Genomic DNA, 21,445 nt, shown 5'->3' on the forward strand with positions numbered 1-21,445 from the left:
TAACTATTTTTTCTCTGTCAATTTAACTAAATAATTTTGAACAACATCCATAACAATTTTATATTCTTCATCTTTAAATGTATCGAATAATAAATGATAATCATTATAAATATCTAATAACCCATCAATAATTTCTTGGCGATTCGTCTTTACACTTACTTTTTTCGAATTGTTAATCGACTTCAATTTTCCTAAATCCAATTTATTCATACCAGCTTTATCTTGTTTCATTTTCTTCAAAATTGCATTTGCCGTTTGTGCATTGGCAAGTAATGTTAAATCTGATTCATCAGCTTCTAACCATTCACCATCAGTAATTCGTGACAATTCATATATTGTATCTTCCCATGCATCATTTTTATATCTCCATACTTCTGTACGAAAACCAACAATACGAAAAACATCTTTATCATATCCAGTTACTTGCACGAGATCACCAAACGTAAAGTTATAATTTAATTCAATCCACTCTGTGTCGCCCTTTTTCATTTCCTGCTCTGTAACATGCTGTAAAGTTTGCTCAACGTAAAACCCATCGTGATTATTTACTTCGTATACGTAAACTCCATCTAAAATCTTCATATTTGTGATTTTTCCAACGGTTCCATATAGCGTAATCACGACTATGTCCCCTACGTTGTATTTAGGTTGTTTTTTTCTTGCCATCTCTATCTCTCCTCTTTTTGACGTCGTGATTTTGATAACAGTATATGCAACCTACATAAAAACGCTTATCACAGAAGCTTATATTCATAAATTTTTTCAATAAAAAAATATCACTACATAAAATTTATGTGAAACGCAAAAAAAGCTAGTAAATAGACTAGCTTCAAATCAAGAAATTTCGTATAAAAAAACATACAGAATACATTACTTTTTTAAAGTGAAGTATTCTGTATGTTTTTTTATACTTTTTATCTCTCTTGTATATATAAATCCCATGCATCATCAAATATAGACATACTTTCTAGCATTCCACTTAACTCTAAGTATGAACTAATTACATCATAGTCTTCAGATTGCTTCGGAAAACTTAAATCATCATACATCGCCTCTGCTAAATCTGATATTTCATTTTTAAATAAAGCTGCACGGTGCTTCATCATATAATGGTAAAATGTCTTTTTCAAAAATATTCCCTACCTTTCTAACTTGGGTACATTATACAAGGCAAAAAAGAAAAAAACCAGCATAAAAGCTGGTTAGAAGTCGAAATAATTCCTTTTTAATAAACGTGGTCTTCCCATCAACTCTTCGTATGTTAGTTGTTTTGGCAAATCTTTCGTATAAATTAAAAACAACTGATCTTCAATTTCTTTTACAGTATGGTCTGCTTGATAGTCCATTCCACATGAGGAACAAGTAATACATGGTGTCTCTTGGATTTCAATGGCTTTCGTACCATCTGGTAATTCCCAATATACAGTATTCAAGCTTTCTTTCGCTTCTGTACTGTCACACCACATACAATTCATACTACGTCACCCTCATTTTTTTTGTCATCATCTAACTTTGCTATTTGTGCTTGATATTTTTTATCTTTTAATTGATCACGCTTATCACGTTTATCTTTTAAAGAAGCATGCGTTTCATTGACTTCATAATCTTTGCGGCGATTCATACGTTGTAAATCATCTGGAACAAGATTAAATTTCTTATCACTCATCAATCCTGCAACACCGATATCAGAACGTTTCTCTTCATAAGTCGGATAAATTTCTTTAAAGTAGCCTTCTGCTCTTCCTGGGATATAGTTTTCTGGTTCTGGATACGTTGTAATAACCCCTTCAAAGTTACGAAGAACAACTTTATCCGCACTTTGTGAAATTAAATAGTTTGGCTGAAGCGCAATTTTCCCGCCTCCGCCCGGTGCATCAACAACGAAAGTTGGCACTGCATAACCAGATGTATGTCCACGTAAGCCTTCAATAATTTCAAGACCTTTCGAAACTGGTGCACGGAAATGACCGATACCTTCTGATAAATCACATTGATAAATGTAATATGGACGAACACGAATTTTCACTAAATCATGCATAAGTTTTTTCATAATTGGAACGCTGTCATTAATTCCAGCTAAAATTACAGCTTGGTTTCCAATTGGAACACCTGCATTTGCAAGCATTTCACATGCTAGTTTCGATTCTTCTGTAATCTCAATAGAAGTGTTAAAATGCGTATTTAACCATACTGGATGGTATTTTTTAATAATGTTACACAGGTTTTCTGTAATACGCTGCGGGAATACTACTGGTGCTCTCGTTCCGATACGAATAATCTCGACATGCGGGATTGCTCGTAAATTCTTTAATACATATTCTAAAATTTTATCATTAATTAGAAGTCCATCACCGCCAGAAATTAAAACGTCACGTACTTGTGGTGTTTCACTAATATAAGCAATCGCATCATCTAATTGCTTTTTCGGTACGCCCATTCCAATTTGTCCACTAAAACGACGACGTGTACAGTAACGACAATACATAGAACATTGATTCGTTACTAAAAATAGTACGCGGTCTGGATAGCGATGCGTTAATCCTGGAACTGGTGAATCTTCATCTTCATGAAGAGGATCTTCTAAATCATATTTTGTTTTATATAACTCTTCCGAAATCGGTACTGATTGCATCCGAATCGGACAGCGTGGGTCATCAGGATTCATTAGCCAAGCATAGTACGGTGTAATGTTTAACGGGATCGTTTTCGTTGAAATTTTAACACCTTCTTCTTCTTCAGGTGTTAAGTTAATTATTTTCTTTAAATCATCTAAAGTTTTGATCGTATTCGTTAATTGCCAAACCCAATCATTCCATTGTTCTTCTGTAACATCTTTCCATAATTCAATATCCTTCCAGTGACGATTTGGTTTGTATACATCATGTAACATTGCTATTCCCCCTTTTTATACGCTCATCCTTTATATAAGCAATAATTATGCCAACTTCATATATTTGATAAGTAAATGCGAGAAATACCCTATTATATAAGAGAATAAATATTTTTAAGTGCTGTACTAAAACGATATTTACTATCATATTCATTACTTGTTATATATGTAAACGCTCTTTTATTGGTGCAAACACACAAAAACCGCCGATTATTCGGCGGTTTTGTCGTACTTGCTCAGTTTATATTGAAGCGTTTGACGCGGAATACCTAACATTTTTGCTGCTTGCAAAATATTACCTTCCGTTTCAATTAACGCTTGATCTATTAATTCTTTTTCCGTTTGATGTAGAGCTTCCCTAAGTGGTAGTATACTTTTCTTCTCCGGAATTTTCTCTTTCCGAAATGTACGCGGTAAACAATTAGCTGTTAATGAATTACCTTCCGCAATAATGACAGCATGTTCAATCGTATGTTTTAACTCACGAACATTTCCAGGCCATTGATAAGCTTGTAATCTTTCTGTCGCTTCCTTATCAATTTGAAGTACACCTTTTTTATAACTTTTATTATATTCTTTCAAAAAGTAAGACGCTAATAACAGTACATCCTCAGTTCTTTCGCGAAGCGGCGGAATATATAATGAAAACACATTTAATCGATAGTATAAATCAGTGCGAATTTTATTTTCTCTTAAACATACTTCTGGAGGCTGATTCATTGCAGTAATAACGCGAACATCTACTTTTCTCGTCTTATTATCACCAATGCGACGAATAACTCCATCTTCTAATACACGTAGCATCTTCGCTTGTAAATCGAGTGGCATTGAATTAAGTTCATCTAAAAACAATGTTCCTCCATCTACAAGTTCAAATAATCCTGCTCGTTCAATTGCCCCTGTATAGCTTCCTTTTGTAGTTCCAAACAATAAACCTTCTAATAGCGACTCTGGCAAAGCTGCGCAGTTTTGTGCAATAAATGGCTTGTTTTTCCGTTTAGAAGCTTCATGAATTGCTTGCACAAATAGCTCTTTCCCTGTTCCTGTTTCACCATATATTAAAACATTTGCATCAGTTGGGGCTACTTTTTGAGCTAACTCTTTCGTCTGTTTAAAACGGGAATCATTTGTTACAATTGTGTCGAATGCAACATGCTTTTTTACCATTTTTTTGCTATTCGACCGTTTTATTTTCGATTGTAAATCTACGATTGTCTCAGTAAGCGTTTGAATTGTAGAATAATCTTTCGCAATTTCAACAGCACCGGCAATGTTTCCATCTATAAAAATAGGTAGCGTCGTATTTACCGTACAAACGTCTTCCCCATTTAAATTTTGATAGTGCTGAACTTGATGTACAATCGGTTTTTTCGTATGTAACACTTTCATTAGTGTACTCGTTTCCCTAGATAATGAAGGGAATGCTTCTAATAAATGTTTTCCTAGCACATTCTCAATTTTCGATCCATCATGTTTTGCAGCAACTGTATTATAAAAAATTGTAATACCATTTTCATCCACTGCATGTATAGCCTCATCAATACTGCCCAAAATCGCTTCAATGACTTCTTGTGTCGAAACTGCTAGCAATGTCATCCCCCCTCTTGCCGAAAATCTGGCAAATGCATGCCGGATTTTCGGCATCCCTCTGTGCGATTATAAGCATGACGATTCCGTTCTATGATTTTGATGAAATTTATATATATTTCTATTGCTTATTTATGGTTAAGTGAAACTTTAATCAGTAGGGCTTTATTCATCCCCACTGATTATTAACCCGACTTCCACCTAACTTCTTTGCTTTACAGCCGAATTTTGAGGCGGGAGTCTTACTGCTTTCGAATAGCTGGATAAATCTTTCACCCATATATTCATATCTTCCAACTTATCAAAAATGTAGCAATTATTCGCAAGCCTTCCCGTATATGTATAGCCTAATTGATGAAAGGCTGCATTCATACCGAAAGATAGCGAGCGAGCAATTGTATAAGAACAAAAAATAGATTTTTCTTGGAGCTCTTCCTCCAATTTAATTAACAGACTTTTCATGAAACCATGTTTTCGATATTCAGGTAATGTAGCACAATTCGTTAATTCTGCATTACCTTCTTTCACGTTCATTTCAGCAGATGCTGTACTAATAATTTTCCCCTCGAATTCATAAACATAGTAAATTGTATCGTCTTCCTTCATCGTCTGCTTTACATAACTCGCATCATTTAAAGGTGTCGGATAAACTTCAAATACTTTTCCAAAGACAATTGCTAATTCTTCCGCATCCTCTTCTGTCGCTTTTCTTAGCACAAATTCCTCTGGGACTATTTTTTCTTTCACTTCTTTTGCTTTTACACCACTTAAAATGGTATCTTCCTCAGTCCAATGAATACTATTTCGTCTTTCATCATTATGATATTTCACGAAGAAGTGCGCATCGTGTCCTTGAAAATAATGAGGTATCGTTGCTTCCAGTAAGAAACCGAAAGAGAGCCATGTTGAAACATGCTCTCCCTTTCCTTTAATAATACATTTAGTGAAAGAATGTTTCTCTGCTAATTCATCGATTGTTTGTATAATACTTTCAACATTTCCTGTATAGTGATCAACTCTAACACGTTTATTAAAATAATCTAAAACCCCTTCTACTGTGTAATGCTTTGTCTGTTCACTAAAAGATTCATAGTATTTCATTTCTTCACCTCACACCAATCTAGTAATGTACATGCAATTATTTTTGCGGCAGCAATCATTTTATCAACTTCTATATATTCGTTTGGATAGTGTGCTACTTTCGTCTCTCCTGGACCAAATACTATCGTTGGTACGTTAGCGATTTGTGTGAACAAACCTCCATCTGTTCCCCATGGCGAAGCTTCTATAATCGGTTCGTTCCCTTCGATTTCAACAAAATTATGTTGAAGCGTTGTAATAAGTGGATGATTTTCTTCTAGTTCACCAGGAACCCATCTCGCTCCAAACCATTCTACTTCTACAGGATTTTTTACAAACCAACTATCCACTTCTTTTAATTCACCAATCCAGCCTTCAAACTCTTCTTTTGCTGCCTCTATAGTCTCATTCGGCGCAATACCACATCTTCCTTCTAAAATTAATGAATCGGGAACAGAACTTGGCCAGCTTCCTCCTTCAATTTTCCCAACGTTAATTGGAATCGGAATCGGAATTCCCTTAAATAACGGATCTGTAATTCGACCGTTTCTCTTCTCTTCTAATTTTCTCAAATGATCTACAACAAACATACTTTTTTCAATTGCACTTACTCCTTCATACCGTGTACCACCGTGTGCTGCTTTTCCTTTTATATGTAGACGAAACCACATTGACCCTTGTTGTTTCGGAAAAAACTTCATATTCGTCGGCTCAGGAATAATAACGCCATCTGCCTTATATCCTCGTAAAATAGCAGCTAATGTTCCTGCCCCACCGCTCTCTTCTTCTATTACACTTTGAAAATGTATATCACCTTTTAGTTCAATACCAGATTCAATAATTGCTTCCATCGCAAGCATAAGTGAGACATTGCCGCCTTTCATATCTGTTGTTCCACGCCCATATATGCGGTTTCCTATTTTCTCTCCACTATACGGATGATGGTCCCACTGATTTACATCCCCTTCTGGCACGACGTCAATATGCCCATTTAAAATCATAGATTTCCCTTCGCCACTTCCTTTTAAAGTCGCTACAATGTTCGGGCTATCTGTAAAACTTGTACGAGGTGATACGAAATAAGGGTGATCTTTCATTTCATTAAAAGCAGGCTCCCAAATATCAAGGTCTAGACCTAACTCACGCAACTTTTCAATAACAATTGCCTGCGCACCACTTTCATCACCAGATACGCTCTTTTCTTGAATTAATCGTGTTAAAAATTTTACGCTCTCTTCTTCATGACTCTCAATATAATCACAAACTTGTTTTTTTAATTGCTCCATATATTACAACTCCCCTCATTCAATTACTAGTAAATTTGAGCTTATATAAAAATCAGCTGTCGTATGTTGTTTTACATCTTCTACAGTGTACGGACTCATTAATTCTTGTAAGACAAGTCCTCTTGGAGTCACTTCCATGACAGCCATGTCTGTAATAATTAAATCTACACATTTTTTCGAAGTTAATGGCAATGTACATTCCGAAACAATCTTTGCATTTCCGTATTTATCAACATGATTCATCACAACAACGACCCGCTTCGCTTTTTGTGCTAAATCCATCGCTCCTCCAATACCTGGAACGCGTTTTCCTGGTACAATCCAGTTCGCTAAATCACCATTTTCACTTACTTGTAACGAACCAAGTATCGTAACATCAAGTAATCCTTTTCGAATCATGCCAAACGCCATGCAGCTATCGAAATAACTTGCTCCTGTAATAAGAGATGTTGGTAAACCAGCTGCGTTACATAAATTCTCATCTTCATGCCCTTTACTTGGCGTTGGTCCCATACCCACAATACCGTTTTCCGCATGAAACATAACATTCATATCTTCTGGCAAATGATTCGGTACAAGCGATGGAATCCCAATACCTAAATTTACAAGCATACCATTTTGAATTTCTTTCGCTGCACGTCTTGCAATCTTATCTCTTACTTCTACGCCCATACCCATTTCCAATTCACTCCTTCCGATGGCACGATATAATTTACAAATACACCTGGGACGACAATTTCTTCTGGATCTAAACTTCCAAGTGGAACAATTTCTTCTGCTTCTACAATCGTTATGTCACCAGCCATAGCTACGTGTGGATTCATATTACGAGCGCTTTTATCAAATACAAGATTGCCAAACGGATCCGCTTTTTTCGCATATACAATTGCGACTTCAGCCGTTAAAGCTGTTTCAACTAAATATGTCTTTCCATTCATTTCAACTGTTCGTTTTCCTTCTTCTACAATCGTATCAACACCAACATCAACTAAAATACCACCAAGCCCTACACCGCCAGCGCGAATACGCTCTGCGAGTGTTCCTTGCGGAGAGAATTCAATTTGCAATCTTCCTTCATTTAATTGTCTTCCCGCATTTGGATTTGACCCAATATGAGAAGTAACTAAAGATTTAACCCTTTCATTCGTAACAAGACGACCGATTCCTACATCAGGAAATCCAGTATCATTTCCTATTAAATTTAAATTTGTAATGCCTTTATCTAAAACAGCTTGAATTAAAGATGGAGGGGATCCGATTCCTCCAAATCCCCCAAACATTAATGTCATATCATCATGGAACAAAGAAATTACTTCCTCTATTTCTTTTAATTTACCGAATGTATTTGTAATGGTTGTCATGCGATACTATGCCCTCCTTTTTGCATCATCTCTTCCACGCTCTGTACAAAAATTGAAAGTAATTCATCTAACTCGGAATATGTAGTTGTCATTGGTGGTGCAACAAGCAGTGCACTATCCTCTTTTCCTGCTTGCCCTGAAACAGCTTGGTATAAGAGCAGTCCATTTTTAGCAGCAACTGAAATAAGCTCTGATGCCTTTGTAAACGGTTGCAATTCTATTCCAATTAGCAACCCTTTTCCACGCACATCGGCAATGATTGTCGATTGTTGTTGAATTTTCTGCAAACCTTTTAATAAATACTCTCCCTTTTCTGCTGTTTTTTCAGGTAAATTATGTTTCTCCATATATTCAATAACAGCTAAAGCCGTTGCTGCAGACAATGGATTTGCACTAAGCGTATGCCCGCTCATTACAGAACGTGATCCATGTAAAATCGGCTCCATAACACGGTCACTTACAATTGTCGCTGCCATTGGTGTATAACCCGCTCCTAGCCCCTTACCAAGCGTCATAATATCCGGTTCTACACCCCAGTGCTCCATAGCAAACCATGCACCAGTACGACCAAGTCCAGTCATTACTTCATCCGCAATAAATAATATATCGTAATGACTACAAATATCTTTAATTACTTTATAGTATTCTTTCGGGGGGACAACCGCGCCTCCAGCAGCTCCGATAATCGGTTCAGCAATAAAAGCTGCAATATGCTCTGCACCAATTCGATCAATCGCTCTTTCTAGTTCAGTCGCACAAGAAAGTTGACATGTTGGATATACCTTTTGTACAGGACATCTGAAACAATATGGCGCTGGAATAGTCGGATAATCTTCCAAAATAGAAACGAAACGTTGTCTGCGCAGTGGATGCCCAGACATAGATAAAGCTCCCATTGTAATCCCGTGATAGCTCATCCACCGTGACAAAATTTTATGTTTCCCTTGAATGCCACGCTCCTGAAAATGCTGAATTGCGATTTTCATAGCTGTTTCATTTGCTTCTGTACCACTATTCACAAAAAAGCTCCAGTTCAAATCTCCTACACATAAATCACTTAACTTCTTCGCTAATTTTTCAGCTGGTTCACTCGTAAACTGTGATCTATAAACGAAAGCAATCTCCTCTGCCTGTTTTTTAATAACTTCCGCAATCTCTGCTACGCCATGTCCAATACCTGCCGTAATCGCTCCAGACGAACCATCAAAATATTTATTTCCGTTTTGATCATATAAATAAACACCTTTTCCATGTGAAATCATCGGATACGGCTGACCAACAAGTGGTTTAATTAAGTAATCGCGCATAGCGCTCCCCCATTTCTCCAATTTGTATATGTATATGAAGAAAATTGACGTTTCTTTCATAAAAAAGAATCCTCTGCGAAAGCAGTGAATTTATCAAAAAACTATTATAAAATATACAAATGAGTGCTAAATATTAATTATAAAACAGAAAATTCAGAATCAAACACGAAGACCAACCCTTATCTCTACGCTTAAATACCCCTTCCTAATTTAAGATAACAATAAATCGAATGTTTTTTTAACATAATATCAGCTTCCCTAAATTGCTGACATTGTGTAAACTTCGACGGAACTCCCGTTATTCTCCTTCCTATTATCCTACTTTACATTGCATATTTTCAAACAAAATTCGACATTTTACTTCGCCATATTTATCGTAATTATTACTTAACAAATAGTATCACCTGTTTAGAACAATAAAAAAAGAACCGATTAACCATATTAATCAGTTCGGCACGACGCTCTTTTATCGGTATTACCTTATCCAACGCATCACTAAAATTAATAGAAATACTCATAATGCAAATCCATAATTCGTCCCACAGCCTATTGCACCAAATCCTCCATAACTTCATTCCCAATAACTATTGGGATATCCCCATCCCAATGGTTCCACTCCTTCCATCAAAGTCAAACTACCTTTCCTTTATAATTTATGTAGGACAATTATCGATTTGTATGTGTGTTTGCCTATAAATAAAAAAATCCCCATTTTAACTTTTCCTTCTAGAAAGGCAAGTTTTTTGCATAACCTCTTTCTAGCTTCGCATATATTTGTAATGATGATAAAGGAGGAATATTCATGACTCAATCCGAAATTGAAAAATATGGACAAGAAGCTGCACGTTACGAACAGCTCGCTCGTTACTATCAATATAGCAATCCTAAAAGATATGTAGAACTCTATATGAAATACCATGATGCAATTACAAAACTTGTACAAGCATATGAAAAGAGAGATTCACAAGAAGCAACTTTACCGTCACATATGAGAATTTTTCACACAGCTCCCCATACACCAGCAGTTGATATTATAATAAACGGGCAAAAGGTTATTAAAAATATTTCCTTTAAACAATTCAGTCCTTATTTATCATTAGTACAAGGTAAATACCGTATTGATATTGTCCCTGTCGGAAGCGAAACTCCAATATTCTCAGCATTAGTACCAATAATGGGGAATCACGCTTATACCCTTGCAGCGGTCAATAGCGATAATCATCTCCAATTACAACCTATTCTTGATAATACTCATTTACCATCTGGTCAAGCAAAAATACGGTTTGCACATTTTTCACCAGACACTCCAGTAGTAAATGTAAATTTAAAAGATGGGGATCATTTATTTGAAAATGTACTCTTTAAACAAATAACAGATTTTTTACAAGTTAGCCCTGGTACAGCAGATGTTGAAGTTTCACTTGCGGATACAAAAAAAGTACTATTAACCATTCCGAAATTCAACGTTAAACCAAATACAATTTACACAATTTCAATGGTAGGTTATTCAACTGAGGATCCAAAATTAGAGACCGTTATACTTACAAATTAAAACAGTCTACACCATTCGTATGGTGTAGACTGTTTACTTGTGAAACGTAATTTGAAATTCTGTCCAATCGTTATTCGAACGACACAATATGGATCCATTATGTTTTTCTACAATTTGTTTACATACAAATAATCCGATACCAGTTCCTAGCTTTTTAGTAGTTACAAATGGCTCAAAAATAGTCTCTACATTTTCTGCTGGAATCATAGGTCCATTATTTTTTATAACAATGCGCACAGCCTGATCCTCTTCAAATACATCAATGATAATTTTCCGCTCTTCTTTCACCGATTCAAGAGCATCAATCGAATTCATTAAAATATTTAAAACTACTTGCCTCACTTCACTCCGGTAACCAACGAGTGGAATAGGATACGGCAAATTCTTTTCAATCAAAACATTTGCATTAACTAAACTTGGATATAAGAATTGTATAGTATCTTGAAATAAGTCATTTAGCCAAAAACGTTCCGATTCATTCCACATTTCTTTTTTCGATACAAGTAAAAATTGCGAAATCCTAAAATTCAATTGATCTAATTCATGTGAAATAATATCTAAATACGATAGATTAGGATGGTCTGTCTTCAATAGCTTGACAAATCCCATAATCGAAGTTAGCGGATTACGAAATTCATGCACAAAACTAGCCGACATTTGCCCTAGAATCGTAAGCCTTTCTTTATGTGTTTCATTTATATATTGCTGTTTTTCTTCTAAATTCCTCGATATAATTTCTGAGTATTTTAAAACGGTATAATAAATTAATTTGTCAAAACAAGTATGTATTTTGGCCATAATCGGTTTCAGTTCACGGGCGCTTACATCCAATTCGCACATTGCTTCAAAAAGTTCATTTCTTCCCACATTTGCATTGTAAACAAAATCTCCAATATTCGCATCTGCACCTGCACGTTCAATAGCCATTTTCTCACATAATGGCTGAAGATAATTAATGTCTTTATCTTCCATAATAAGTTCGATAATTAACTCTAATAAATTTTCTCCATTTTGAACAACTTCTTGTTTAAATGGATCTTTTTCGGAAATTATCATTTTGTTTTTCCAGTTCTCTACGAATTGGTGCCTGTTGTTTTTCAAGTGCGAACAAAATACTTCTTTAATATCCTTATCGATTGGAAAAACCTCCATTCCCTCCATTTCCATACGACGAATACCCTTTATATTTTGAATATTAACACAAAAAATACATTTCGTTAATAGATTTTTGTCACATTTTGTTAATTTCTGTTGATAAAATTTATTTTTCCTTTCTTATTTAAATAAGTTGTATTCATATATCCCTTTTCCCTTCTCATTTTTTAAATTATTTTCCTGTTCAAAACTACTTTTTTTGCATCCTTTTTAATTCTTGCGTACAATAAGAAGTGAAAGGTGTGAAAAATATGGTAAATAAAAATGTGGAAGACTATCTCCAAGAAGGCATATATGGCCAAAAGCAAAACAAACCAGAAGAACGTAATATGTACTTAACTACATTACGTGAGCGTGTAGAAATCGCTTTAACCATCGGTCAAGTAATGCAAAGTAATGTGTATACAGAAGTAACAGGTAGCATGCGTTCTTCTCAATCATTACAACTATTCCTAAATGGTAGCATTGCTTACCCACATTTATCAAAATACATTAAATTAGCAAATGAAAAAAATGTTCCTTTTACAATTGTTCAAAATAAAGGCACAGAAACACCAATCGGTTTAGTACTATCTCATAGCACTGCTGTAGATAAAGAACACATTTATGCCGAAGATGATATTTTCAAACAAGAAATGAAGTAAAATAAAAAGTACACTTGATTAAAAAAGTGTACTTTTTATTTTTTAATACATATTAATTTCATTTCTGTCATTTCTTCTATTGCATATTTAATCCCTTCACGGCCTGTGCCACTCTCTTTTACACCACCATAAGGCATATGATCTACCCTGAACGTTGGAATGTCATTAATCATGACACCACCGACTTCTAATTCATCAATTGCACGCATTGCTTTACATAGATTGTTTGTAAATACACCTGCTTGTAATCCATAACGTGAATTATTTACTTGTTCTAAAGCCTCATCAAATTCTTTAAATGTATTTACAGTCATAAGTGGACCGAATACTTCTTGGCACTGAACAGATACATCCTCTGGAACATTTGTTAATACAGTGGGTTCAAAAATCCTTGCATCACGTTTGTTACCACCGTATACAACATTTGCTCCTTCCTTAACTGCCTCTTCCACCCATGAATTTATACGTTCTACATCGTTTTTTGAAATAAGTGCCGATACATCTGTTTCTTCATGAAGCGGGTCTCCTACTACAACGCTTTCCATTGCTTTCGTTAATTTTGTAATAAACTCCTCCATTTTGCATTCATGCACAAAAACACGTTGTATTGAAATACAAACTTGTCCATTATTCACAAACGCGCCCCATTTTACACGTTCAATTATTTCGTCTGTCAATTCAACATCTTCATTAATAATTACAGCAGCGTTCGATCCTAATTCTAACGTCACTCGTTTCAATCCAGCTTTTTCCTTAATTCCAATACCTATTTTCGGACTTCCTGTAAAAGTAATACTAGCAACGTTCTCATCTTTTACTAATGCCTCACCTACAACAGATCCAGGTCCAGAAATTATATTGAAAGCTCCCTTTGGTAAACCAGCTTCTTCAAATAATTCTACCAATGCATACGACGAAAGTGGCGTTTGGTCTGCTGGCTTTAGCACAATAGTATTTCCAGCCGCAATTGCTGGACCCACTTTATGTGCTACTAAATTAAGTGGAAAATTAAACGGTGTAATAGCACCAATAACCCCTATTGGTTGTCGAATTGTATACGCTATACGGCCCTCTGCTCCTGGCGCCGCATCTAATGGTAACGTCTCACCATATATTCGCTTCGCTTCTTCAGCTGCAAACTTATATGTTTGAACAGTGCGATCTACTTCTCCCCGTGCAGCACGAATTGGTTTTGCAGCTTCTTTTGCGATAATCTCTGCAAACTCTTCTCTTCTCTCATCCATTTTTCGTGCAACCTTTTCTAAAATAGTTGCACGGTCGTATGCAGATAATTTTTTCATTTCTTTCATTGCATTTTTAGCCGCAACTACTGCTTCCTTAACGTCATCTTCTGTACCTTGCGCAATCTCCGCTAATGTTTCTTCAGAATATGGTGCATACAATGGTTTATACGTCCCTACTGATTTCCATACCCCATTTATATATAAATGCTTTTTCATAGTGGTTCTCCTTCCGAATATATGTATACAATAATACGTTGTATTTATTTCACCTGGTGAAAGGTCTGACTTATGTAATTGTATCATAGCCCTAATACATCAAAAAACATTTTGCTCAAAAAAACTCTGCTACAAAGCAGAGTTTACGAACTAATTTGTTCTTGGAGCGAAATCTTTTTTTCATCTCCTACAATAACAATCGATTCTGAAGGTTTCGTTACTTCTAACCTCTTAATATAGTGTCCATCTAATTTTTTCACGCAAAATTTATAATTTTCAATTTCAATGGTATCGCCTTCGGAAATCTCAATATTTTTTGTTAGAATCCAACCGCCAATCGTATCGACATCATCGTCATCAATAGTCAAACCTAATAATGCGTTCACTTCACTAACAAGTACTTTTCCCTCTAAAATCGTTTTCGTCTCACTAACTTGTTGGATCTCCGGTTGTTCATCAGTATCGAACTCATCTTGAATATCCCCTACAATTTCTTCTAAAATATCTTCAACGGTTACAAGACCTGATGTACCACCATATTCATCAATTAATATAGCGATATGTGTCCTTTCTCTTTGCATTTTTAAAAATAGATCATGAATTGGGATAGATTCAATAACTAAAATAATTGGCCTAATATATTGCTCCACTGTCTTTTCACTAACAACTCGATGCTTCACAAAATCTGTAAATATATCTTTAAAATTCACAAAGCCTATTACATGGTCCTTATCACCATCAACAACCGGATACCTCGTATATTTTTCATGAGACATTTTTTGTAAAGCCTCTTCAGCAGGCATTTCTTTATTTAAAATATTCATCTCTGTTCGTGGTACCATTATTTCTTTCGCAATACGATCATCAAATTCAAATATTTTATTCACATACTTATATTCAGATTGATTAATCTCACCATTTTTATAACTTTCTGAAACTAACAACCGCAATTCTTCTTCTGAATGCACTTCATCATGCCCTTTTGGTGGTTTCAACCCAAAAAACTTTGTAATTAACCGAGCTGATCCATTTAAAATCCAAATGAATGGGAATGCAATACGATAAAACAAAATGAGTGGCTTAGCAACAAAGAAACTCACTTGTTCTGCTTTTTGAATCGCAAATGTTTTTGGAGCTAACTCTCCTACTACCACATGGAAAAATGTGATAAACAAAAATACCAAAATTATAGCGAAAATGTCTGCGAGTTGAGTAGGGACGTTCCAATTTGCAAACAACACATCAAACATGTGCTTTAGCGCAGGTTTACCAGACCACCCAATCCCAAGAGCTGTAACAGTTATTCCTAATTGACAAGCCGATAAATATTCGTCTAAGTTTGTAATGATTGTTTTGACAGATAGTGCACGATTATTTCCTTCTGCAATTAAATAGTCAATTCGTGAACTCCTCACTTTAACAATTGCAAATTCTGCTGCCACGAAAAATGCCGTTAAGGCAATTAAAACAATCACTATACTTATACTATATATGTCCAAATACTTTTCCTTACTTACAGTGTAAGCAAGGAAGCCACCTCCTACTTAAATTTATTCAAGTGAAGTAAGCATTCTTATACTCTAATAAAATTCTACATTAGTAACCACCTTTTTATATATTATATGCATACATAAAAAAGATATTTATAATTATGATAATCTAATTAGTTTATTATCGTCAAACTATAATAATCCCAATTTTCCGATAACTGAAAATGATTTATATAAATCGTATGCGCTAAACAGCTGAACTTCGTGAAAAAACACTTTCTTTGCCGATTCCACACTTCTTTTGTCACACCTGAAGGGAACTTGCTACATAACTAGAAATCATTCAACAGGATATATATAGGAGGGATTATTTTGGAATATAAAACACCATTTATCGCAAAAAAATTAGGTGTTAGCCCAAAGGCTGTTGTCCGGATTGCACAACAATTAAATCTTACGATAAAAAAAAATAAATATGGTCATTTTATTTTTACACAAGGTGATTTAGATCTAATGTTAGAATACCATCGTTCTCAAATGGACCAGCCTCAAAACTCTCAAACTACTCAAAAAACATCTTCAAATGATGTAGAAAAATTAAAAACTCAAGTAAACACAATTGTTCAAAATACATCATCGAATGATTTTAAACAATTAACAGCTCAATTAACCACAATTACAAGAAGACTAGATCGAATGGAAGAACAAATACAAGATAAAGCAAATGATGTCGTTACATACCAACTTTTACAACATCGCCGCGAAATGGAGGAAATGTTAGAACGAATTCAAAAACTAGAAGCTGCCCTAAAAAAAGAAGAACCCATATACATTACTCCTGATGCAAAACCAACATATGAAAGAGAAAAGAAACCGAAGCGTCGTAAAATGATTTTTAGTATATTTGGACTATAACCTTTTAGACCCTTATTACAAAAATAAGGGTCTACTTTTTCGTATGAAGAAAGATGACTGTAATATGACACCCTTCTTCATACTATACATATTCATATATTTTCATTTTGTTAACATAATATTTTTACTGTATTCTGCAATAAGTACCTGCGCATGAGCATTCCCTTGAATAATATCACGGAATTCTTTCAAAGAATACAGATGTGTAGCCCCTTTTCGAGCATGAATCCGCACTGGTACACCTTGTAAAGTATCATGAAACTGGAATGGACTATCTATCGGTTCAATTGGAAAACCAAGTGTAAGTAAATACATATACATTCTTTTTGTAATTGCTGCAATATACCATTCCGCTTTCGTCTCTAACGCATGCATAAATAAAATAGCTGCCAGCCTTTTGAAATGTCCTCTCCCCCGAGACGTTTTCGCAATACTTAACTTTCCTATTTCATACACATTTTTCAAATCTTTCACTAAATCATTTTTAGAAAACGGATAGAAAAACTCAGAATTTGATTGTTCAGGTACTGTAAACTTAATACATTCTACTGTACCAATATGATGTTCATCTTCTATTAATAAAAATCGTGATGGATTTAAACTACGTTCTACAAACATTAAATTTCTTTCTTCACAAAAATCTCCCCACAGTTGCTCGAACCAAAAATGTTCTTCCTTTGTTTGAACACGCTGGAACATATTTACCCGCCTTTCCCATCGCCGTTCTGCTTTTGATAACGCTTTCACTTACTATCATATAAGAACAAATCTTCGCATGCAACTAAAAATATTTATGTCTTATTATATTCTGTAAATCGAATTAAATTCCTATTTCACACTCTTTTCCCCCGCATGTACCATTTCTTACGTTCTTATACAATCATACATACAAAGAAAGTTAATTGCTCTAATGAAAAATGTTTATCCTTTCAAGTTCGACCCACGTTATGCTTCTTTCCTTATGGCATATAATTCTTCTTAACCTAAAGAAATCCTTCATTAAAAAGGATTTCTTTTACATTTTATTATTTTTTAACCATTTCTCAAAAATTTGAATCATCCCATGCTTCCCAGCCAACTTCTCTTCTCCTTGTTTCGTTTTATATGGATATAGTTGTAAAAACACTCCACAACCAGATTCAATTTTTTTACTATGCATATGGCTACCTGGATATACACAAATCACTTCATAAATCGCTCTTCGCTTAAAAATTCGTTTACCATTCTGCTCTTCTACATACTTAATGGACCAGTATTTATACATTTGCTCAGTTGCTTTCGTATTACCGACAGGCTGAAAAATATTGTACATAGGGCTGTATTTCACTTCGATAATAATAGAAGATTTATATACATACTTTTCTTCTTCCTTTACATAACAATCTAAACGAATATCCGGCTTCTTTGTGTCCTCTCCGTTATAAAAATTACTTCCTTTGCTTAGTGCGATAAGAGGGTGTGTTTCAATTAAATCATTAAACGCGACATGCACTTTTATATCATCTCGATGTAATATCACTGTCGTTCCATCTTGTAATCCGTCTAAATAAAAATGTTCTTGTATTTGTTCACGGATAGGATTCTTATCTTCAAATCCGATTTGTTCTAATATAGAAATAACGATAAAAAAAGCGTAATACTCATACACTAAAAACGTTGGTTTATATACGAATAATAAAGATGGCGGTTGCTCTGTATGTTGCGGTAACAATTCTAAATGGTGGATTAATTGTTGATGCGGTATAGATAAAGTGTTCGAATTAATGGTAGCTGTTTCAGAAACTTCCCTCCAAAATGGAGAATACAATAAATTTCGAAAGTATTGCACGCTTTCATATACGATATGAGCTAATATTTTATATTCTTGTATTTTCACAGAACTTTTCCGTAAATCTGCTTCTTTCAGTAAATGTAAATTTCTATATTTTTGTTTTTCCCTATCCGTCACGGATCCATTTCGTTCAATCGTTTTCATAATTGTTTTAACAGCCTGAAATTCATCTGACTTTTTCTTCTTTTCTCCTTCTAGTATTTCAATAGTTTTGCGTACAAAACTTTCTGCTTCAAGTAAATAATAATAGAATTGCATCGTTTTAAATTTAAGAAATGCATTTTCAATACTATTTTTTTTCTCCTTAAATTTACGGTTGTAATATTTCGCATAAAGCTTTCTTTCTGTCATAATGGCCGTTTTTCTCGTTGTCTTCCGCTCTTTCGTTTCCCATTCATATTCGTGTACAAATTCCGCATTCGATTCTACTTTCTTAAAAATTCGTTTTATTCTTTTCATTTTTTGTGGCAACTTTCTTAACAATACCAAATAAGAAGAATCTTCAATATCGCTAAGTGCTGAGAAAGTTTTCTTGTAATAACCTCTATCTAAAATTAACTCGTTTAAAATTGACTTCACATAATCTTGAATCATTTCAAATTGGTCATCAAAAAAGTTTTTAGGAACAACTTGAAACGCACCATAATAAGTTTTATCTTCTATACGCACTTCAAAATGGTATAAGCCACAGCGCCACGGATAAAAAAATTCAGTTTTTCCATGTTCATACACTAATACTCTTTGTTTTTTTTCATTTAATTCATATTGTGACTCTTTTATATTCTTTTGTCCCTCATATACTTTATTCCATATGAATGTAATATCCATTGGATTTTGATAATGGAAATGCAATTTCAGTGGTTTTAATTCCTGTACTTTATAAATACATTGAACTAGTGCTGTAGTAGACGTACAAAGCCGGTTTAAAAGGATAAAATCGCCTTTCCCCTCAGTACCAATAATTAGCTTCAATACAAACGGGAGCGTTTCTTTCGTATCGACGATTGCTGTTTCATAACGCTCCTCATTTTGCATAGCCATACAGCTCCAGTTCTCTACGCTTTTGTCTTATATAAGCTAAAGAATGTTCAAATGTAGATACACGATTTGCAAGCGGAGACTGTAAAAGTGGTATCAATATCGCTCCCCTTTTTGCTTCTTCAGAAAGTAGAAAGCCCACTGTCATTTCTGTCCCCCTTAATTTCGTTAATACACGTTGCTTTATTTGCAAATCAAAACCTTCTTCCCTGCTAATCATATAGGATTGATTATTTTGGAACGGTATATTTTGCAAATACGTAGCGATTGCGCTTGCACATCGGAAAGAAATTCCTTTTGATATATCGTGTGATGATAATACATCATGTAACTTATCCAATAACTCTAATTCCTCTTCAGTAAACACTTCGATCATCTCTTTATTCCTAAACCAATTGAGTCGAAATTCTCCCGTTGTTACTTTCAGCGGGGGTTGCTGAACAACTTTCTCATGTTCTATACTCATCTCGCAAAACGGAATTTTTTGTAATGTAATCAAATTTGTTCGATCTAATAATCGATCGGAAAGCTCTTTCGTCGTTTCATCAAAATTTACAGTGCCTACGAAAATAATATTCTCACCAATTTCCACTGAAGGTGGAATTTGATTTTCTATTTCTTGTACTTTCTCATACAAACTCAAAATACGATTTTTCTTTTCAAGTTGAAGAACAGATAGAAACGGAGTAAACCAATGCTCAATATGTGACATGTTCATTTCATCGAATACAATTATATACAATTGATTTGGGTTTTCTTTAGCCTTTAACAATGTCCGAACTAACTTCGTTTCACTTTCAATAAAATTACCATTCGGATGAAGGTAACCGAGAATATCATGTGGTTCTTGATACGATGGTGAAATCGGAATCCAAATTAATTCTTCACCATAACGTAACCCAAGTGCTTCTGCATAAGCTTGCACAAAGCGTGATTTCCCAACACCTGGTATACCACCAACAATTGTTAACATATTGGTTTTAATACTAATGTGAAAATTATATATATCTGTATCATCCAAATATAGCCCTTTATTACGAACCATACTTTGTACATACTGCAAAAAAGAGGATTCACGCTCATCCCATTCCCAGTCCTCCTTTTGCATTTTAATATCTTCTACTTCAACTAACTTACCTTCTTCAGCAATTCGTTTATTTAGTTGGTCATACACATTTTCACTTACAAAATATAAATGATCATCTACTGCTATTTCTACATGTTTCATCCAATCGTTTATTTCAATATATTTGCATTCTTTTCTTTGCTCAAAATATGAAATTGAACTTATTGATGGTTTTAACGATAAATTTCCATATAGTCTTCCTTCATGCCACAATAATTCTGGAGGCTCAAAGTCTTTTGGTAATTTAGGCATAAGAAATGATAAGTAACCGTTGCTTAACTTCCGTTCCAAAGACGCTCTCTTTTTATGATTTGAGACCTTTGGTGAAGGAATCACTTTATATGAAGATGCTATTTCCCGAGGCTCTTCTGTGCATATTAATTCCAGTAATAAATTTCCACGATCATAATAAAGACGAAACATAACCAGTTGCTTTTCTAATTTACGCTTCTTTAAATCAGTAAAGATTTTTTCATTCTTTTTATTACTGCATAATCCTTCAAACAAATATTTTCCAGTCGGAAATAACTCTTGTAAAGTTAAAGGTATTGGAGAAAGACATTGTACAAAGAAATTTTCTCCATTCTTCTCTCCTTCAGCTTTTGCAAACCTCCCAATAAACCTCATATAATACATTCGCTTTATAAAACTTGGATGAAGAGCTTTATGTAATTTCAACGTCGTCACCTTCTTTTTTTTCATACTATTCTTAGTGTATGAACT

At 34.5% G+C, this 21,445-nt stretch carries 19 protein-coding genes; 3 read left to right on the forward strand and 16 right to left on the reverse strand.

The genetic code is table 11. The annotated features are described in order from the left end of the window. Positions 1 to 3 precede the first annotated feature (3 nt). The 10 genes from ACE38F_RS17010 to ACE38F_RS17055 all read right to left on the reverse strand — a co-directional run bounded on the left by ACE38F_RS17010 (position 4) and on the right by ACE38F_RS17055 (position 9,511). The gene (locus tag ACE38F_RS17010) at positions 4 to 666 is read right to left on the reverse strand and encodes a hypothetical protein (protein WP_002119090.1); all 663 of its coding nucleotides are present in this window, start codon (positions 664 to 666) and stop codon (positions 4 to 6) included. 248 nt (positions 667 to 914) lie between these two features. Further along, the gene (locus ACE38F_RS17015; RefSeq protein WP_002085796.1) at positions 915 to 1,130 is read right to left on the reverse strand and encodes a YozE family protein; all 216 of its coding nucleotides are present in this window, start codon (positions 1,128 to 1,130) and stop codon (positions 915 to 917) included. A gap of 72 nt (positions 1,131 to 1,202) precedes the next feature. Next, positions 1,203 to 1,475 (reverse strand): YokU family protein, encoded by a 273-nt coding sequence (locus ACE38F_RS17020; RefSeq protein ID WP_002085797.1) that lies wholly within the window; start codon positions 1,473 to 1,475, stop codon positions 1,203 to 1,205. Next, positions 1,472 to 2,890, reverse strand: coding sequence for a lysine 2,3-aminomutase (gene kamA / locus ACE38F_RS17025; protein ID WP_002157965.1), 1,419 nt, complete (start codon positions 2,888 to 2,890; stop codon positions 1,472 to 1,474). The genes ACE38F_RS17020 and kamA overlap by 4 nt, the downstream gene beginning before the upstream one ends. Positions 2,891 to 3,100: 210 nt before the next feature. Continuing rightward, on the reverse strand, positions 3,101 to 4,486 hold the full coding sequence (gene rocR, locus ACE38F_RS17030) for an arginine utilization transcriptional regulator RocR (RefSeq protein ID WP_375369270.1): 1,386 nt from the start codon (positions 4,484 to 4,486) through the stop codon (positions 3,101 to 3,103). A gap of 192 nt (positions 4,487 to 4,678) precedes the next feature. Continuing rightward, on the reverse strand, positions 4,679 to 5,578 hold the full coding sequence (gene ablB, locus ACE38F_RS17035) for a putative beta-lysine N-acetyltransferase (RefSeq protein ID WP_002200607.1): 900 nt from the start codon (positions 5,576 to 5,578) through the stop codon (positions 4,679 to 4,681). Continuing rightward, positions 5,575 to 6,843: a peptidase gene (locus ACE38F_RS17040; protein ID WP_375369271.1), complete on the reverse strand. Its 1,269-nt coding sequence runs from the start codon at positions 6,841 to 6,843 to the stop codon at positions 5,575 to 5,577. Before ACE38F_RS17040 ends, ablB begins: the two co-directional genes overlap by 4 nt. Before the next feature lie 15 nt (positions 6,844 to 6,858). After that, on the reverse strand, positions 6,859 to 7,521 hold the full coding sequence (locus ACE38F_RS17045) for a CoA transferase subunit B (RefSeq protein ID WP_375369273.1): 663 nt from the start codon (positions 7,519 to 7,521) through the stop codon (positions 6,859 to 6,861). Continuing rightward, the gene (gene atoD / locus ACE38F_RS17050) at positions 7,506 to 8,204 is read right to left on the reverse strand and encodes an acetate CoA-transferase subunit alpha (RefSeq protein ID WP_002085805.1); all 699 of its coding nucleotides are present in this window, start codon (positions 8,202 to 8,204) and stop codon (positions 7,506 to 7,508) included. Before atoD ends, ACE38F_RS17045 begins: the two co-directional genes overlap by 16 nt. Next, positions 8,201 to 9,511 (reverse strand): aspartate aminotransferase family protein, encoded by a 1,311-nt coding sequence (locus ACE38F_RS17055; protein WP_375369274.1) that lies wholly within the window; start codon positions 9,509 to 9,511, stop codon positions 8,201 to 8,203. Before ACE38F_RS17055 ends, atoD begins: the two co-directional genes overlap by 4 nt. 802 nt (positions 9,512 to 10,313) lie before the next feature. Here ACE38F_RS17055 and ACE38F_RS17060 point away from each other — a divergent pair. Then, positions 10,314 to 11,063: a DUF4397 domain-containing protein gene (locus ACE38F_RS17060; protein ID WP_375369276.1), complete on the forward strand. Its 750-nt coding sequence runs from the start codon at positions 10,314 to 10,316 to the stop codon at positions 11,061 to 11,063. A 33-nt stretch (positions 11,064 to 11,096) separates the two neighbouring features. On the opposite strand, the gene ACE38F_RS17065 is transcribed toward ACE38F_RS17060, so the two are convergent. Then, a complete protein-coding gene (locus ACE38F_RS17065; RefSeq protein WP_087947236.1) occupies positions 11,097 to 12,230 on the reverse strand; it encodes a BA2291 family sporulation histidine kinase in 1,134 nt (377 codons plus the stop codon). A 239-nt stretch (positions 12,231 to 12,469) separates the two neighbouring features. Between ACE38F_RS17065 and ACE38F_RS17070 the strand changes: the two genes are divergently transcribed. Then, positions 12,470 to 12,862, forward strand: a complete 393-nt coding sequence (locus tag ACE38F_RS17070; protein ID WP_002157973.1) for a YueI family protein — start codon at positions 12,470 to 12,472, stop codon at positions 12,860 to 12,862. A 35-nt stretch (positions 12,863 to 12,897) separates the two neighbouring features. On the opposite strand, the gene ACE38F_RS17075 is transcribed toward ACE38F_RS17070, so the two are convergent. Together ACE38F_RS17075 and ACE38F_RS17080 are read right to left on the reverse strand one after the other, a co-directional pair. Further along, complete coding sequence (locus ACE38F_RS17075; RefSeq protein ID WP_375369278.1) at positions 12,898 to 14,322, reverse strand: aldehyde dehydrogenase family protein; 1,425 nt, start codon at positions 14,320 to 14,322, stop codon at positions 12,898 to 12,900. 143 nt (positions 14,323 to 14,465) lie between these two features. Beyond that, positions 14,466 to 15,821, reverse strand: coding sequence for a hemolysin family protein (locus ACE38F_RS17080; protein WP_215556242.1), 1,356 nt, complete (start codon positions 15,819 to 15,821; stop codon positions 14,466 to 14,468). A 363-nt stretch (positions 15,822 to 16,184) separates the two neighbouring features. On the opposite strand from ACE38F_RS17080, the gene racA reads away from it, so the two are divergent. Further along, on the forward strand, positions 16,185 to 16,727 hold the full coding sequence (racA, locus tag ACE38F_RS17085; RefSeq protein WP_215556241.1) for a chromosome-anchoring protein RacA: 543 nt from the start codon (positions 16,185 to 16,187) through the stop codon (positions 16,725 to 16,727). A gap of 102 nt (positions 16,728 to 16,829) precedes the next feature. On the opposite strand, the gene ACE38F_RS17090 is transcribed toward racA, so the two are convergent. The 3 genes from ACE38F_RS17090 to ACE38F_RS17100 form a co-directional block, all read right to left on the reverse strand. Further along, positions 16,830 to 17,426: a hypothetical protein gene (locus ACE38F_RS17090; RefSeq protein WP_215556240.1), complete on the reverse strand. Its 597-nt coding sequence runs from the start codon at positions 17,424 to 17,426 to the stop codon at positions 16,830 to 16,832. A 316-nt stretch (positions 17,427 to 17,742) separates the two neighbouring features. Then, the gene (locus ACE38F_RS17095) at positions 17,743 to 19,593 is read right to left on the reverse strand and encodes a hypothetical protein (protein WP_375369279.1); all 1,851 of its coding nucleotides are present in this window, start codon (positions 19,591 to 19,593) and stop codon (positions 17,743 to 17,745) included. Then, positions 19,583 to 21,400 (reverse strand): AAA family ATPase, encoded by a 1,818-nt coding sequence (locus ACE38F_RS17100; RefSeq protein ID WP_375369280.1) that lies wholly within the window; start codon positions 21,398 to 21,400, stop codon positions 19,583 to 19,585. The genes ACE38F_RS17095 and ACE38F_RS17100 overlap by 11 nt, the downstream gene beginning before the upstream one ends. Positions 21,401 to 21,445: the final 45 nt, after the last annotated feature.

The organism is Bacillus altaicus (assembly GCF_042136375.2).
In the GTDB taxonomy this organism is placed as follows: Bacteria; Bacillota; Bacilli; order Bacillales; family Bacillaceae_G; genus Bacillus_A; species Bacillus_A cereus_U.

Excerpts from the sequence above, each read along its gene's own strand:
- ACE38F_RS17010 (WP_002119090.1), bottom strand. The coding sequence starts at position 666 with ATGGCAAGAAAAAAACAACCTAAATACAACGTAGGGGACATAGTCGTG.
- ACE38F_RS17020 (WP_002085797.1), bottom strand. The coding sequence starts at position 1,475 with ATGAATTGTATGTGGTGTGACAGTACAGAAGCGAAAGAAAGCTTGAAT.
- kamA (WP_002157965.1), bottom strand. The coding sequence starts at position 2,890 with ATGTTACATGATGTATACAAACCAAATCGTCACTGGAAGGATATTGAA.
- rocR (WP_375369270.1), bottom strand. The coding sequence starts at position 4,486 with ATGACATTGCTAGCAGTTTCGACACAAGAAGTCATTGAAGCGATTTTG.
- ablB (WP_002200607.1), bottom strand. The coding sequence starts at position 5,578 with ATGAAATACTATGAATCTTTTAGTGAACAGACAAAGCATTACACAGTA.
- ACE38F_RS17040 (WP_375369271.1), bottom strand. The coding sequence starts at position 6,843 with ATGGAGCAATTAAAAAAACAAGTTTGTGATTATATTGAGAGTCATGAA.
- ACE38F_RS17045 (WP_375369273.1), bottom strand. The coding sequence starts at position 7,521 with ATGGGTATGGGCGTAGAAGTAAGAGATAAGATTGCAAGACGTGCAGCG.
- atoD (WP_002085805.1), bottom strand. The coding sequence starts at position 8,204 with ATGACAACCATTACAAATACATTCGGTAAATTAAAAGAAATAGAGGAA.
- ACE38F_RS17055 (WP_375369274.1), bottom strand. The coding sequence starts at position 9,511 with ATGCGCGATTACTTAATTAAACCACTTGTTGGTCAGCCGTATCCGATG.
- ACE38F_RS17060 (WP_375369276.1), top strand. The coding sequence starts at position 10,314 with ATGACTCAATCCGAAATTGAAAAATATGGACAAGAAGCTGCACGTTAC.
- ACE38F_RS17065 (WP_087947236.1), bottom strand. The coding sequence starts at position 12,230 with ATGGAAATGGAGGGAATGGAGGTTTTTCCAATCGATAAGGATATTAAA.
- ACE38F_RS17070 (WP_002157973.1), top strand. The coding sequence starts at position 12,470 with ATGGTAAATAAAAATGTGGAAGACTATCTCCAAGAAGGCATATATGGC.
- ACE38F_RS17075 (WP_375369278.1), bottom strand. The coding sequence starts at position 14,322 with ATGAAAAAGCATTTATATATAAATGGGGTATGGAAATCAGTAGGGACG.
- ACE38F_RS17090 (WP_215556240.1), bottom strand. The coding sequence starts at position 17,426 with ATGTTCCAGCGTGTTCAAACAAAGGAAGAACATTTTTGGTTCGAGCAA.
- ACE38F_RS17095 (WP_375369279.1), bottom strand. The coding sequence starts at position 19,593 with ATGCAAAATGAGGAGCGTTATGAAACAGCAATCGTCGATACGAAAGAA.